The sequence below is a fragment of the Collinsella sp. i06-0019-1H4 genome, from assembly GCF_042849575.1.
Taxonomy (GTDB): Bacteria; Actinomycetota; Coriobacteriia; order Coriobacteriales; family Coriobacteriaceae; genus Collinsella.
Genome location: NZ_BAABYB010000001.1, coordinates 2,413,360 through 2,427,504, shown reverse-complemented (window position 1 = coordinate 2,427,504; position 14,145 = coordinate 2,413,360). Strand labels below are relative to the sequence as shown.

5 protein-coding genes, 1 tRNA gene and 4 rRNA genes are annotated in these 14,145 nt (G+C 59.1%); all 10 read left to right on the top strand.

The features are described 5' to 3' along the window. Window positions 1–11 precede the first annotated feature (11 nt). The 10 genes from ACGHEN_RS10675 (at window position 12) to ACGHEN_RS10630 (ending at window position 13,985) form a co-directional block, all read left to right on the top strand. Window positions 12–1,577: a sensor histidine kinase gene (locus ACGHEN_RS10675; protein WP_390399308.1), complete on the top strand. Its 1,566-nt coding sequence runs from the start codon at window positions 12–14 to the stop codon at window positions 1,575–1,577. 118 nt (window positions 1,578–1,695) lie between these two features. Next, complete coding sequence (locus ACGHEN_RS10670; RefSeq protein ID WP_035136481.1) at window positions 1,696–2,574, top strand: phosphoribosylaminoimidazolesuccinocarboxamide synthase; 879 nt, start codon at window positions 1,696–1,698, stop codon at window positions 2,572–2,574. Further along, window positions 2,575–3,150: a hypothetical protein gene (locus ACGHEN_RS10665; protein ID WP_118079980.1), complete on the top strand. Its 576-nt coding sequence runs from the start codon at window positions 2,575–2,577 to the stop codon at window positions 3,148–3,150. A gap of 89 nt (window positions 3,151–3,239) precedes the next feature. Then, the gene (locus ACGHEN_RS10660) at window positions 3,240–4,520 is read left to right on the top strand and encodes an aminopeptidase (protein WP_390399307.1); all 1,281 of its coding nucleotides are present in this window, start codon (window positions 3,240–3,242) and stop codon (window positions 4,518–4,520) included. Window positions 4,521–4,548: 28 nt separating this feature from the next. After that, window positions 4,549–4,624 (top strand) — tRNA-Lys (locus ACGHEN_RS10655). A 192-nt stretch (window positions 4,625–4,816) separates the two neighbouring features. After that, window positions 4,817–5,614: a TraX family protein gene (locus tag ACGHEN_RS10650; RefSeq protein ID WP_390399305.1), complete on the top strand. Its 798-nt coding sequence runs from the start codon at window positions 4,817–4,819 to the stop codon at window positions 5,612–5,614. Between the two features lie 884 nt (window positions 5,615–6,498). Next, window positions 6,499–8,005 (top strand): 16S ribosomal RNA (locus tag ACGHEN_RS10645). Window positions 8,006–8,402: 397 nt separating this feature from the next. Further along, window positions 8,403–11,379: ribosomal RNA gene (locus tag ACGHEN_RS10640) — 23S ribosomal RNA — on the top strand. 143 nt (window positions 11,380–11,522) lie between these two features. Then, window positions 11,523–11,638 (top strand): 5S ribosomal RNA (rrf, locus tag ACGHEN_RS10635). 840 nt (window positions 11,639–12,478) lie between these two features. Further along, window positions 12,479–13,985, top strand: a 16S ribosomal RNA gene (locus tag ACGHEN_RS10630). Together the 16S, 23S and 5S rRNA genes form the textbook arrangement of a ribosomal RNA operon. Window positions 13,986–14,145: the final 160 nt, after the last annotated feature.

Below are 14,145 nucleotides of genomic sequence, written 5' to 3'. Positions count from 1 at the left end.
GGAAATCACATATGACACCTGCGCGCTTTGAAATTGGGCAAAAGCATAAGCAGGAGAACGAGGCGGGTTCCAAGGCAAGTTGGAACACGCCTCGTTCCGATTCACGGCCAGCGATGAGCTATCCCTCGCGCATGGCCTTGGCTTTTGCCCTGACGTCGCTCATGACGGTATTGGTGCTGGTGGGCGTTGTCTCCGTTGTGTGGGGTACCGTCTTTTCGGATTACATGCGCTCCAATATCGTCGAGATTGCCAATTCTGCCGCCGAAAAGCTTGCGACGTCGTACGAGGAAAACGGCAACTGGACTGCGGGCGAGCTACGCACGGTCGCGACATCGAGCTTGGTGTCCGACGACCTGAGTATGCAGGTTGTCAACAAAAAGGGCGTTGTCGTCTATGACGACTCATGGCCTTCGGCAAGTGCGACCGCCGATGTGCGCGAGAGCGAATCGGCGTCGAGCAGCTCGAGCGGTAAAAAGGCCTCGCATAGCCCGGTCTCGTCGGCGCCCACCGACTCCGATAGCGTTGCCAACGTCGAAATCATAACGTCTTCTGGCGAGCATGTCGGACAGGTGAAGCTATGGGCTATCGGCTCCGATGCCCTGCTCACCAAGGCGGATTCTGCGTTTAGGGAAAAGACTTTTAACGCCATGGCCCTTGCCGCGGTTGTTGCGGTCTGCATCTCAGTTGTTATCGGATCGTTCGTGTCGCGCATGCTTACCAGACCGATTCATCGTATAACCAGCACAGCCAAGCAAATTCGCGACGGCGATTTGTCCGCTCGTACCGGTTTGCGCGGCGACGATGAAATCGATCAGTTGGGTGAGACCTTTGACGAGATGGCCACCTCGCTCGAGAAAGATATGAAGCACGAAAAGCGCCTGACCTCGGATGTCGCACACGAGCTTCGCACGCCGCTCATGGCCATGCTTGCAACGGTCGAGGCCATGCAGGACGGCGTGTATCCCACCGACGATGAGCATCTGGAGACGGTCGCTTCCGAGACGCGCCGCCTGGCTCGTTTGGTGCAGCAGATGCTCGACCTATCGCGTATGGAAAACAGCACGGCGCCGCTCAATCTCGAACCGGTGGACATGGTTCCCTTTGTGCGGTCTATCGTCAACGCTCAGGAGCGCCTATTTGTTGACCGCGATCTGCGCTTGCGCTTTGCTGACGAGACCCAAGGTCACGACGATGTCGTCGAGGCCGATCCCGACATGATCACGCAGTGCGTCATCAACCTCATGAGCAACGCCATGCGCTACACCCCCGAGGGCGGTTGGGTCGTGGTGTCGGTGCTCAGTGACCGCAAGCATGTCAGTATTGCCGTTTCGGATACCGGTATCGGTATTGCCAAGGACGACCTGTCGCGCATCTTCGGGCGATTCTGGCGCGCAGATGCCAGCCGCGCCCGCGAAGCCGGCGGCCTGGGCGTTGGCCTCGCCGTGACCAAGCAAATCGTCGAGCGTCACCATGGCTACATATCCGTGGAGTCGGAGCTTGGAAAGGGTACGACTTTTACGATTCATCTGCCTCGCGAGCACACGGCGGACGCGGCATCTACTACAATGGAGCACTAGCTTTTCGCTATTCGGTGAAGGAGGGGCCGCGTTCCTGCCGCTCCGAGTTTGCGAAAACATGCGGGAAAGAACCCGCATTTCTGTCGTATTTAGGTAAGGAGTGACTCACGTGACAACGATGGAGCGTCGTCCGGATTCCCGTGGCAAGGTTCGTGATATCTACGATGCCGGCGAAAACCTTTTGATGGTCGCCACCGATCGCATTTCTGCGTTCGACTTTATTCTCCCCGACGAGATTCCGTTTAAGGGAGAGGTGCTCAACCGCATCTCGGCATTCTGGTTCGATAAGTTTGCCGATATCGTCCCCAACCACCTCGTCTCCATCGATCCGGCGGATTTCCCCGAGGAGTTTGCCGAGTATCGTGACTATCTCGCAGGCCGCGCCATGCTGGTTAAGAAGGCCCAGACGATTCCCATCGAATGCATCGTCCGCGGCTATCTGACCGGTTCGGGCAAGAAGACCTACGACGAGAACGGCACCGTCTGCGGCATCCAGCTGCCCGAGGGTCTGACCGAGGCCTCCAAGCTTCCCGAGCCGCTGTTCACGCCGTCCACGAAGGCCGAGATCGGTGATCACGACGAGAATATCTCGTTTGAGCGTTGCTGCGAGATCGTTGGCGAGGACATCGCCACGCAGATTCGCGATCTGTCTCTCAAGATCTACAAGGCTGCTGCCGAGTATGCAGCGACCCGTGGCATCATCATTGCCGACACCAAGTTTGAGTTTGGTGTTATCGATGGCAAGGTCACGCTGATCGACGAGTGCCTCACGCCCGACTCCAGCCGTTTCTGGCCCGCCGCCAGCTACGAGGAGGGCAAGATCCAGCCTAGCTACGACAAGCAATTCGTCCGCAATTGGCTCAAGGCCAACTGGGATATGACGGGGGAGACCCCGCACCTGCCCGCCGAGGTCATCGATGGCACGTCCGAGCGCTATCGCGAGGCCTTCCAGATCATCACGGGCTCCCAGTTCACAAGCATGAAGGAGAACGCATAAGTGAGTACCCGTAGCGCCACGAACAAGCGCACGCAATCCCACGAAGTTACCGGGGTTGCGCGCAAGTCCGCCGCATCTGCTAAACCCGCCCGCCAAGCAGCGAGCTCCGTTCGCGTCGTGCCGGCTTCGTCTAAAGCTCGCCGCAAAGAGCTCGAGAAGGGTGAAAACCTGGAAGGCCTTTCCAAGGAGGAGAAGCGCGCCCGCAAGGCCAAGCAGCGTGCTCGCGAGGATCGTATCTATACGGTGTCGAATATTCTTCTCAAGCAGGATGAGGACTACACCAAGCGCCGTCGTATCTGGTGGGCCGTGCTCGCCATCGGCATGGTACTCGTCGTGGCAATTTGGGCTTCGCTCTACTTCGCTCCCGGCGGCACGGTGTCCAGTCCTGTTCAGATGGTCGGCATCGTTTTGTCCTATGTCATCATCCTGGGTGACTTTATCTACGACTTCGTTCGTATTCGTCCCTTGCGCAACATGTACCGCGCGCAGGCCGAGGGCATGTCCGAGAACAAGCTCAACGCTCTTATCGAGCGCTCGGCTGCCGAGGAGGACAAGAAGGACTCCAAGAAGAAGTAGCGTTTGTATCCATACATATCGCTAAGATATAAGGCGCGTCGTTTTTGCGGCGCGCCTTTTTACTGTTCTATAGATAGATGGAGTGGCACATGATTCGAGCTGCCCTAACGGTCGAGGAAGCTCTTGAGGGCATGAAGACCCTTGAGCCCAAGATTAAAAATTATGCGCGTCTCGTTATCCGCAAGGGTGTAAACGTTAAGCCCGGCCAGGAGGTCGTCGTTCAGTCTCCCGTCGAGTGCGCATCATTTGCGCGCGTGGTGGTTGCGGAGGCTTATGACGCCGGTGCCGGTCACGTGACGGTCATCTGGGCCGACGACGCCGTGACGAGGCTTGCGTACGAGCATGTCGAGAAAAGCTATTTTGGGCAGACGCCCGAGTGGAAGCGCATACAGCTGGATTCTCTGGCCCAGGACGGTGCCTGCTTTATCTTTATCGAGGGTGCTGACCCCGCCGCTCTCAAGGGCATCGATCCTGCCAAGCCCGCTGCCGCTTCCAAGGCGAGGAACACGCAGTGCAAGATTTTCCGCCGCGGACTGGATTACAACATCAACCCGTGGTGCATTGCCGGAGCGCCGGTCGTGGCTTGGGCGCGCGAGGTGTTCCCGGGAGACGCCGATGAGGTTGCAATCTATAAACTATGGATTGCGATCCTGCATACCGCCCGTGCTGACGGCCAAGATCCGGAGAGTGACTGGGAGCTTCACGATGCGGCGTTTGAAAAGAACCTGCGCTTTCTGAACGAAAATCGTTTCGACTGCCTGCGCTATACCGCTTCGAATGGAACCGACCTGGTAATTGGTATGACGAAGGGGCATGAGTGGGCCGGCGGTAAGGGCGAGACCCCCGACGGTCACCCCTTCTTCCCCAACATCCCCACCGAGGAGGTCTTCACCTCGCCCGATCGTATGCGTGCTGACGGAATCGTCTATTCCGCAATGCCGCTTATCCATCACGGTAACAAGGTCGACGATTTTTGGATCAAGTTCGAGAACGGTCGTGTGGTGGATTACGACGCCCGTGTGGGAAAGGCGACACTCGCAAGTATCATCGATACTGACGAGGGCGCTGCTCATCTGGGAGAGGTTGCGCTCATTTCCAAGAACACGCCGATTCGCGAAAGCGGCATCCTGTTCTATGACACGCTCTATGACGAGAATGCCAGCTGCCATCTTGCACTGGGAGTCGGCTTCCCCGAGTGCATTGAGGGTGGATATGATATGTCCAAAGAGGAGCTCATTGAGCATGGCGTCAACGTTTCGAGCACGCACGTCGACTTTATGATCGGTACGGACGACATCGATATTGTGGGCATTACGCCCGATGGACGCGAAGTTGTGATTTTCCAGAACGGCCAATGGAGTTGGGAATAGTCCCAGACCGTGGTACAATGCCACCCGCGGGCCGTTAGCTCAGCTGGCAGAGCAGGGGACTTTTAATCCCAAGGTCCAGGGTTCGAACCCCTGACGGCCCACCATAGAATAGAAAGCGATCGACTCCGGTTGGTCGCTTTTTTGTTGCCAAGGCATGGGTTCGAACCCGTCGGGGCGCGGAGCTGAGTAAACGCGTGAGCGTTTGCCAGCGCAGCGCGCAAGGCGCGAAGCGCCGCAGCGGCCGCCTGCGGAGCAGGCTGAACCCCTGACGGCCCACCCAAAGAAAGGAAAAAGAAATGAAAACAGATAGATACGGAATTAGCGGCAGCACATTAAAGATAATAGCGGCCATCTCGATGGTTCTCGATCATGTAAGCAGGATCGTCCTGACCAATGGAATCATGACTCACGCATCGTACAATCAGATATCAGACGAACAGTGGGCGATTCTAAGCGAGGCTTCGGATGTGCTTCATGTTCTTGGCAGAATTGCATTTCCCTTATTTTGCTTTTTGATAGTTGAGGGATTTTTGCATACTCATGACATAAAGAAGTACCTGCGAAATATGCTTGTCTTCGCAATCATTGCGGAGCCCATATACGATTTCGTTCAAACCGGGCAGCTATTTGACCTTCGGCAACAGAATGTTATGTATGAGCTCCTGCTTTCCTTGGTCTTTTTGATTATTCTGGAAAAGATACAAAGTCTTTCAAAATGGAAGAGGCACATCGCAGAAATTGCTCTGATTGTTTTGACGGCACTGGCAGCTGAATACACTAAACTAGATGGCGGTGTGTATGGCATTCTGCTTGTGGCTGCGTTCTATTTATTCCACGACAACAAGGCCAAGATGTTCTTTGCTGCAGTATGCGCAGTGTTCCTTTCGTCGTGCCATATAGTTGGCGGCGGATTTGAGTTTGCTACAGCTAATGTATTAAATCCTGATGTTGCCGCCGCGGTCGTTTCGTTGCTGCTTATCAATCTTTATAATGGCAAGCGAGGGCTGAAGCTGAAATATTTCTTCTACATTTTCTATCCGGCACATCTTGCTCTGCTTTATGGTGTCTCACTTATTGTTTTGAACTGTCTTTAAAAACTCTCAAACAAGTCTCTGAAAGCAGAAACAAATTGACCCTAAGACTGCTTGTGAATTTCCGGAAGACCTGAGAGATGTGAGGATAGACAACGAGGGCTGCAGAAAGATGCTTCTCAGTTATCTGGCGGATCGACGTATCTGTATGAGGATCACTTCCACACACTCATTAATAACAGTGATAAACACGGCAGATCCTCAAAACATGAGGCTGCGGAGGTCGAACGATGCTTCGAAAGCATGAATGGCAGCGAGAAAATGAGTTCGGAAACACCCTCTAGATGCTCCAGCATAGAATTGAAAGCGATCAACTTCGGTTGGTCGCTTTTTTGTTGCCGGTGTACGGGTTCGAACCCGAACTTCTCTATATATAAGAACGCTTGGCGAACAAAACCTGCCTTTTACCGACGGGAAACAAATAGCTGATGCTTTTGGAGTAAAGTGGCGCACCAGAGATGACCGATGCCTTAACACCTATAAACCAGCTGGTCATCGCCAATACCAGAAGCCGATGCTTCAGACATGACTTCAGTGGAACAACTGAAGGATCGATTCATTTGTGAACAAAATATGGAGTGCCAGATTCCCGCCCCCGGGGCCCCTCCGGTCTGGCAATATATCTCCTTGCCGCGCGGCCCGGTGGGACCGGATGAGCCGCAAGGCGTGCACCTTGAGAACCGGATACTGCGAGGATGGACACAATCAGTGTCGCATCCGGGCAGACATCGAACCATTTGAAATGGTCTAACTTGGATTTGTTTTTCGCAAGGCCGCCGAGAGGCGGCCCCGAGAAATTCCTTTTCCTATACTAAAACCATATGAATCGAACGGAACCGATCAGCTAATAGTTGTGAGGACCGGACGGGCTCGAAGCCCATTTACTTTGGACGGAGAGTTCGATCCTGGCTCAGGATGAACGCTGGCGGCGCGCCTAACACATGCAAGTCGAACGGCACCTATCTTCGGATAGAAGCGAGTGGCGAACGGCTGAGTAACACGTGGAGAACCTGCCCCCTCCCCCGGGATAGCCGCCCGAAAGGACGGGTAATACCGGATACCCCGGGGTGCCGCATGGCACCCCGGCTAAAGCCCCGACGGGAGGGGATGGCTCCGCGGCCCATCAGGTAGACGGCGGGGTGACGGCCCACCGTGCCGACAACGGGTAGCCGGGTTGAGAGACCGACCGGCCAGATTGGGACTGAGACACGGCCCAGACTCCTACGGGAGGCAGCAGTGGGGAATCTTGCGCAATGGGGGGAACCCTGACGCAGCGACGCCGCGTGCGGGACGGAGGCCTTCGGGTCGTAAACCGCTTTCAGCAGGGAAGAGTCAAGACTGTACCTGCAGAAGAAGCCCCGGCTAACTACGTGCCAGCAGCCGCGGTAATACGTAGGGGGCGAGCGTTATCCGGATTCATTGGGCGTAAAGCGCGCGTAGGCGGCCCGGCAGGCCGGGGGTCGAAGCGGGGGGCTCAACCCCCCGAAGCCCCCGGAACCTCCGCGGCTTGGGTCCGGTAGGGGAGGGTGGAACACCCGGTGTAGCGGTGGAATGCGCAGATATCGGGTGGAACACCGGTGGCGAAGGCGGCCCTCTGGGCCGAGACCGACGCTGAGGCGCGAAAGCTGGGGGAGCGAACAGGATTAGATACCCTGGTAGTCCCAGCCGTAAACGATGGACGCTAGGTGTGGGGGGACGATCCCCCCCGTGCCGCAGCCAACGCATTAAGCGTCCCGCCTGGGGAGTACGGCCGCAAGGCTAAAACTCAAAGGAATTGACGGGGGCCCGCACAAGCAGCGGAGCATGTGGCTTAATTCGAAGCAACGCGAAGAACCTTACCAGGGCTTGACATATGGGTGAAGCGGGGGAGACCCCGTGGCCGAGAGGAGCCCATACAGGTGGTGCATGGCTGTCGTCAGCTCGTGTCGTGAGATGTTGGGTTAAGTCCCGCAACGAGCGCAACCCCCGCCGCGTGTTGCCATCGGGTGATGCCGGGAACCCACGCGGGACCGCCGCCGTCAAGGCGGAGGAGGGCGGGGACGACGTCAAGTCATCATGCCCCTTATGCCCTGGGCTGCACACGTGCTACAATGGCCGGTACAGAGGGATGCCACCCCGCGAGGGGGAGCGGATCCCGGAAAGCCGGCCCCAGTTCGGATTGGGGGCTGCAACCCGCCCCCATGAAGTCGGAGTTGCTAGTAATCGCGGATCAGCATGCCGCGGTGAATGCGTTCCCGGGCCTTGTACACACCGCCCGTCACACCACCCGAGTCGTCTGCACCCGAAGTCGCCGGCCCAACCGAGAGGGGGGAGGCGCCGAAGGTGTGGAGGGTGAGGGGGGTGAAGTCGTAACAAGGTAGCCGTACCGGAAGGTGCGGCTGGATCACCTCCTTTCTAGGGAGATAAATCTTCTAGAGAGATCAACTTAACTCGAATAGAGGGCAGGAGCCCGTCCGGCAGATGTCTTCCCGGGGAAGTCCCCGCAGCACCCGGTCCCCGGGGTCGCACCCGCGTACCTTGAGAGCCGCATAGCGATAGGAGAGAGATGGAAGAGATTCATCTTCCAGACTCGATTCTTTTCTGCGATTTAAACAGAGAATGATAGCAATCATTCATCCGATCCAAACAAGAAGAATTCACTTATATATGAGTGAGGAGCATCTGATCGCGAGCACAGTACATACACTGTGCCGCGGTATGAGATACCCGAATTGCGACATACGAGCGCTATTCATGATATCGATTAATTAATTTTAGCGACACGTGGATATCCCGCGGGCCCGATGCGGTCCCGCAAGATACCACGGGCGCACGGCGGATGCCTTGGCACAGGGAGCCGATGAAGGACGCGGCAAGCTGCGATAATCCCCGGCGAGGAGCACACATCCTTCGACCCGGGGGTCTCCGAATGGGCGAACCCATGCACAGCAGTGTGCATATCCCCGGCCTGAACACATAGGGCCGGGGAGGACAACCCGGGGAACTGAAACATCTAAGTACCCGGAGGAGAGGAAATCAATCTCGAGACTCCCCGAGTAGCGGCGAGCGAAAGGGGACCGATGGCCAAACCGTCGAGCGGGCATACCCGGCAGGGGTTCCGCCGACGGGGTTGCAGGGCCGCGCATCCGGGGGCTGCCGCCCCCGGGCGCAGGTCCGGCTGGGGAGCGGAACGGCATGGGAGGGCCGGCCGCAGCGGGTGACAGCCCCGTACGCGAACCCAGACCGGACGGCGCGACGCGGTCCCTGAGTAGGGCCGGGCACGTGAAACCCGGTCCGAACCTGGGTGGACCACCATCCAAGCCTGAGTACTACCCTGTGACCGATAGCGCACCAGTACCGTGAGGGAAAGGTGAAAAGCACCCCGGGAGGGGAGTGAAACAGTACCTGAAACCGTGCGCCCACGAGCAGTCGGAGCACCCTTTTAGGGTGTGACGGCGTGCCTTTTGTAGAATGAGCCAGCGAGTCGCTGGCGCGGGGCGAGGTTAACCGAAAGGGAGCCGGAGCGAAAGCGAGCCTTAACAGGGCGACTTGAGTCCCGCGCCGCGGACGCGAAGCCGGGTGAGCTATCCGTGGGCAGGCTGAAGCGGGGGTAAGACCCCGTGGAGGGCCGAACGCACGTCGGTTGAAAACGGCGGCGATGACCTGCGGATAGGGGTGAAAGGCCAATCAAACCCGGAGATATCTCGTTCTCCCCGAAATAGCTTTAGGGCTAGCGTCGCGCGTTCACCGCCGGAGGTAGAGCACCGGATGGACGAGGGGGCTTCGCCGCCTACCGAATCCAACCGAACTCCGAATGCCGGCGGCCCAGAGCGCGGCAGTCAGAGCATGTGGGCTAAGCTGTGTGCTCGAGAGGGAAACAGCCCGGACCGCCCGCTAAGGTCCCCAAGTTCCAGCCGAGTGGCAAAGGATGTGCGTCCGCCCAGACAACCAGGATGTTGGCTTAGAAGCAGCCATGCATTCAAAGAGTGCGTAACAGCTCACTGGTCGAGTGGACATGCGCCGACAATACACGGGGCTAAGCTGGACACCGAAGCGGCGGGATTTTATTCATTAGAATCGGTAGGGGAGCTTCCCATGGGCGGAGAAGCCGTCAGGGCGACCGACGGTGGAGCGCATGGGAGTGAGAATGCTGGCATGAGTAGCGAGAGACGAGAGAGTAACTCGTCCGCCGTGAACCCGAGGTTTCCTGGGCAAGGCTAATCCTCCCAGGGTCAGTCGGGGGCTAAGGCGAGGCCGGGAGGCGTAGCCGACGCGCAGCAGGCAGACATTCCTGCACCGCGCACGCGGCGCTACGACCGACGGGGCGACGGATGGGGGTGGCTCGGCGGGGTTCTGGACGTCCCCGTGATGGAGCGCGGCCCGCGGACCAGGGAAATCCGGTCCGCAGAAGGGCGAGGCTCCGGACGAAGCGACTGAGCGAAGCGAGTGAGCCCGAGGTCCCTAGAAAAACCCCTAGGCAGGCGCGTGCGCGCCCGTACCGCAAACCGACACAGGTGGGTGGGTAGAACATACCGAGGCGATCGGGTCAACCATGGTCAAGGAACTCGGCACAATGGCCCCGTAACTTCGGGAGAAGGGGTGCCCGCGCGTACGTGAACCGGCTTGCCCGGGGAGCGGAGGCGGGCCGCAGTGGAGAGGCCCAAGCGACTGTTTACCAAAAACACAGGACTCTGCAGAAGCCGCAAGGCGACGTATAGGGTCTGACGCCTGCCCGGTGCCGGAAGGTCACGCGGAGGGGTTAGCCGTTAAGGCGAGGCCCCGAAGCCAAGCCCCGGTAAACGGCGGCCGTAACTATAACGGTCCTAAGGTAGCGAAATTCCTTGTCGGGTAAGTTCCGACCTGCACGAAAGGCGCAACGACTTGGGCGCTGTCTCGACCATGGACCCGGTGAAATTGCACTGGTCGTGAAGATGCGACTTACCCGCGGAAGGACGGAAAGACCCCGTGAACCTTCACTGCAGCTTGGCATTGGCCGCTGGTCCCGCGTGTAGAGGATAGGCAGGAGGCATCGATCCGGAGGCGCCAGCCCCCGGGGAGCCGCCCTTGGAATACTGCCCTCGCGCGACCGGCGTCCTAACCCGAGGCCGTCAACCGGCTCGGGGACCGTGCCAGGCGGGCAGTTTGACTGGGGCGGTCGCCTCCTAAAGGGTAACGGAGGCGCGCGAAGGTCCGCTCGGGACGGTCGGCAACCGTCCTTTTGAATGCAAGAGTACAAGCGGGCTTGACTGCGAGGCCCACAAGCCGAGCAGGTGCGAAAGCAGGCTCTAGTGATCCGGCGGCCCCGAGTGGGTGGGCCGTCGCTCAACGGATAAAAGGTACTCCGGGGATAACAGGCTGATCTTGCCCAAGAGTCCACATCGACGGCAAGGTTTGGCACCTCGATGTCGGCTCATCGCATCCTGGGGCTGGAGCAGGTCCCAAGGGTACGGCTGTTCGCCGTTTAAAGCGGTACGCGAGCTGGGTTCAGAACGTCGTGAGACAGTTCGGTCCCTATCCTCCGTGGGCGCAGGAGAATCGATGGAGGCTGCCCCCAGTACGAGAGGACCGGGGTGGACGCACCTCCGGTGAACCGGTTGTCGACCAACGGCACGGCCGGGTAGCCGCGTGCGGCGCGGATAACCGCTGAAGGCATCTAAGCGGGAAGCCGTTCCAGGGATTAGTTCTCCTTCCGGTAAGGGCCCAGGTAGACTACCTGGTCGATAGACGGCAGGTGCAAGGACGGCGACGTCCTCAGCCGAGCCGCACTAATCGCCCGAGCTCTTCCGGAACCGCACCTCGCGGCCCGCGGGACAAGCGCTCATGCGCGGTCCGGGCACGAGGATGCCCCCGAGTCACTCCCCCCTATACGCCATGCGGCCCCCAGGGCACGTGAGTGGACACCGGACACCGTAACGGTGGGCGCCGCCCACCGGTCAGCGGCCAGAGCATGGGGGGCACGCCCGGTCCCGTTCCGAACCCGGAAGCTAAGCCCCATCGCGCCGAGAGTACTGCGGGGTCAGCCCGTGGGAGGCCAGGGCGCCGCTGACCGGTGGACGGCACCGAGCCGCCATTGGGAATGTAGAAGGGGGAGGCCTCGCGGCCTCCCCCTTTTTTGCGTTTATATCGAGCCGTGGCTCTAGATAGCTGATTTCTTTATTCTAAAGTCGCAATAGCATATGGAGTGGGCTGATTCTCTTCGAGGCCTGTCTTGGGACTCGTTCTTTATAGTCCGCACTTAGGAACGCTCCTTTGGCTGGTTGTGTATTTCCTAGATGGATCTGCCAATTTAGATCACAAATCAATCTTTTCTCGCGTTTCGCGTTTTGCAGCTTGGGGTTGCACACCAATGGGGTTCCAGCGCTGTCTGGCGGGGTCCTTTGCCGCGTAAAGGCTCTATAAGGGGAACCTAAGCAATCCATCTCCTAGGCGCTATTCAGTTCTGGTTTGGGTATATAAGCGATACGTCTACATCAGACAGCAAGAACACCGAGGTCATACGGTCTGTCTGAGATATATGATCGTTGATTAGACCCTGACGGGTTCCAGGGTCCCAAGATTCATTTGTGAACAAAATATGGAGTGCCAGATTCCCGCCCCCGGGGCCCCTCCGGTCTGGCAATATATCTCCTTGCCGCGCGGCCCGGTGGGACCGGATCAGCCGCGGGGCGTGCACCTTGAGAACCGGATACTGCGAGGATGGACACATTCAGTGTCGCATCCGGGCAGACATCGAACCATTTGAAATGGTCTAACTTGGATTTGTTTTTCGCAAGGCCGCCGAGAGGCGGCCCCGAGAAATTCCTTTTCCTATACTAAAACCATATGAATCGAACGGAACCGATCAGCGATGAACTGAGAGGACCGGACGGGCTCGAAGCCCATTTACTTTGGACGGAGAGTTCGATCCTGGCTCAGGATGAACGCTGGCGGCGCGCCTAACACATGCAAGTCGAACGGCACCTGCCTTCGGGCAGAAGCGAGTGGCGAACGGCTGAGTAACACGTGGAGAACCTGCCCCCTCCCCCGGGATAGCCGCCCGAAAGGACGGGTAATACCGGATACCCCGGGGTGCCGCATGGCACCCCGGCTAAAGCCCCGACGGGAGGGGATGGCTCCGCGGCCCATCAGGTAGACGGCGGGGTGACGGCCCACCGTGCCGACAACGGGTAGCCGGGTTGAGAGACCGACCGGCCAGATTGGGACTGAGACACGGCCCAGACTCCTACGGGAGGCAGCAGTGGGGAATCTTGCGCAATGGGGGGAACCCTGACGCAGCGACGCCGCGTGCGGGACGGAGGCCTTCGGGTCGTAAACCGCTTTCAGCAGGGAAGAGTCAAGACTGTACCTGCAGAAGAAGCCCCGGCTAACTACGTGCCAGCAGCCGCGGTAATACGTAGGGGGCGAGCGTTATCCGGATTCATTGGGCGTAAAGCGCGCGTAGGCGGCCCGGCAGGCCGGGGGTCGAAGCGGGGGGCTCAACCCCCCGAAGCCCCCGGAACCTCCGCGGCTTGGGTCCGGTAGGGGAGGGTGGAACACCCGGTGTAGCGGTGGAATGCGCAGATATCGGGTGGAACACCGGTGGCGAAGGCGGCCCTCTGGGCCGAGACCGACGCTGAGGCGCGAAAGCTGGGGGAGCGAACAGGATTAGATACCCTGGTAGTCCCAGCCGTAAACGATGGACGCTAGGTGTGGGGGGACGATCCCCCCCGTGCCGCAGCCAACGCATTAAGCGTCCCGCCTGGGGAGTACGGCCGCAAGGCTAAAACTCAAAGGAATTGACGGGGGCCCGCACAAGCAGCGGAGCATGTGGCTTAATTCGAAGCAACGCGAAGAACCTTACCAGGGCTTGACATATGGGTGAAGCGGGGGAGACCCCGTGGCCGAGAGGAGCCCATACAGGTGGTGCATGGCTGTCGTCAGCTCGTGTCGTGAGATGTTGGGTTAAGTCCCGCAACGAGCGCAACCCCCGCCGCGTGTTGCCATCGGGTGATGCCGGGAACCCACGCGGGACCGCCGCCGTCAAGGCGGAGGAGGGCGGGGACGACGTCAAGTCATCATGCCCCTTATGCCCTGGGCTGCACACGTGCTACAATGGCCGGTACAGAGGGATGCCACCCCGCGAGGGGGAGCGGATCCCGGAAAGCCGGCCCCAGTTCGGATTGGGGGCTGCAACCCGCCCCCATGAAGTCGGAGTTGCTAGTAATCGCGGATCAGCATGCCGCGGTGAATGCGTTCCCGGGCCTTGTACACACCGCCCGTCACACCACCCGAGTCGTCTGCACCCGAAGTCGCCGGCCCAACCGAGAGGGGGGAGGCGCCGAAGGTGTGGAGGGTGAGGGGGGTGAAGTCGTAACAAGGTAGCCGTACCGGAAGGTGCGGCTGGATCACCTCCTTTCTAGGGAGATAAATCTTCTAGAGAGATCAACTTAACTCGAATAGAGGGCAGGAGCCCGTCCGGCAGATGTCTTCCCGGGGAAGTCCCCGCAGCACCCGGTCCCCGGGGTCGCACCCGCGTACCTTGAGAGCCGCATAGCGATAGGAGAGAGATGGAAGAG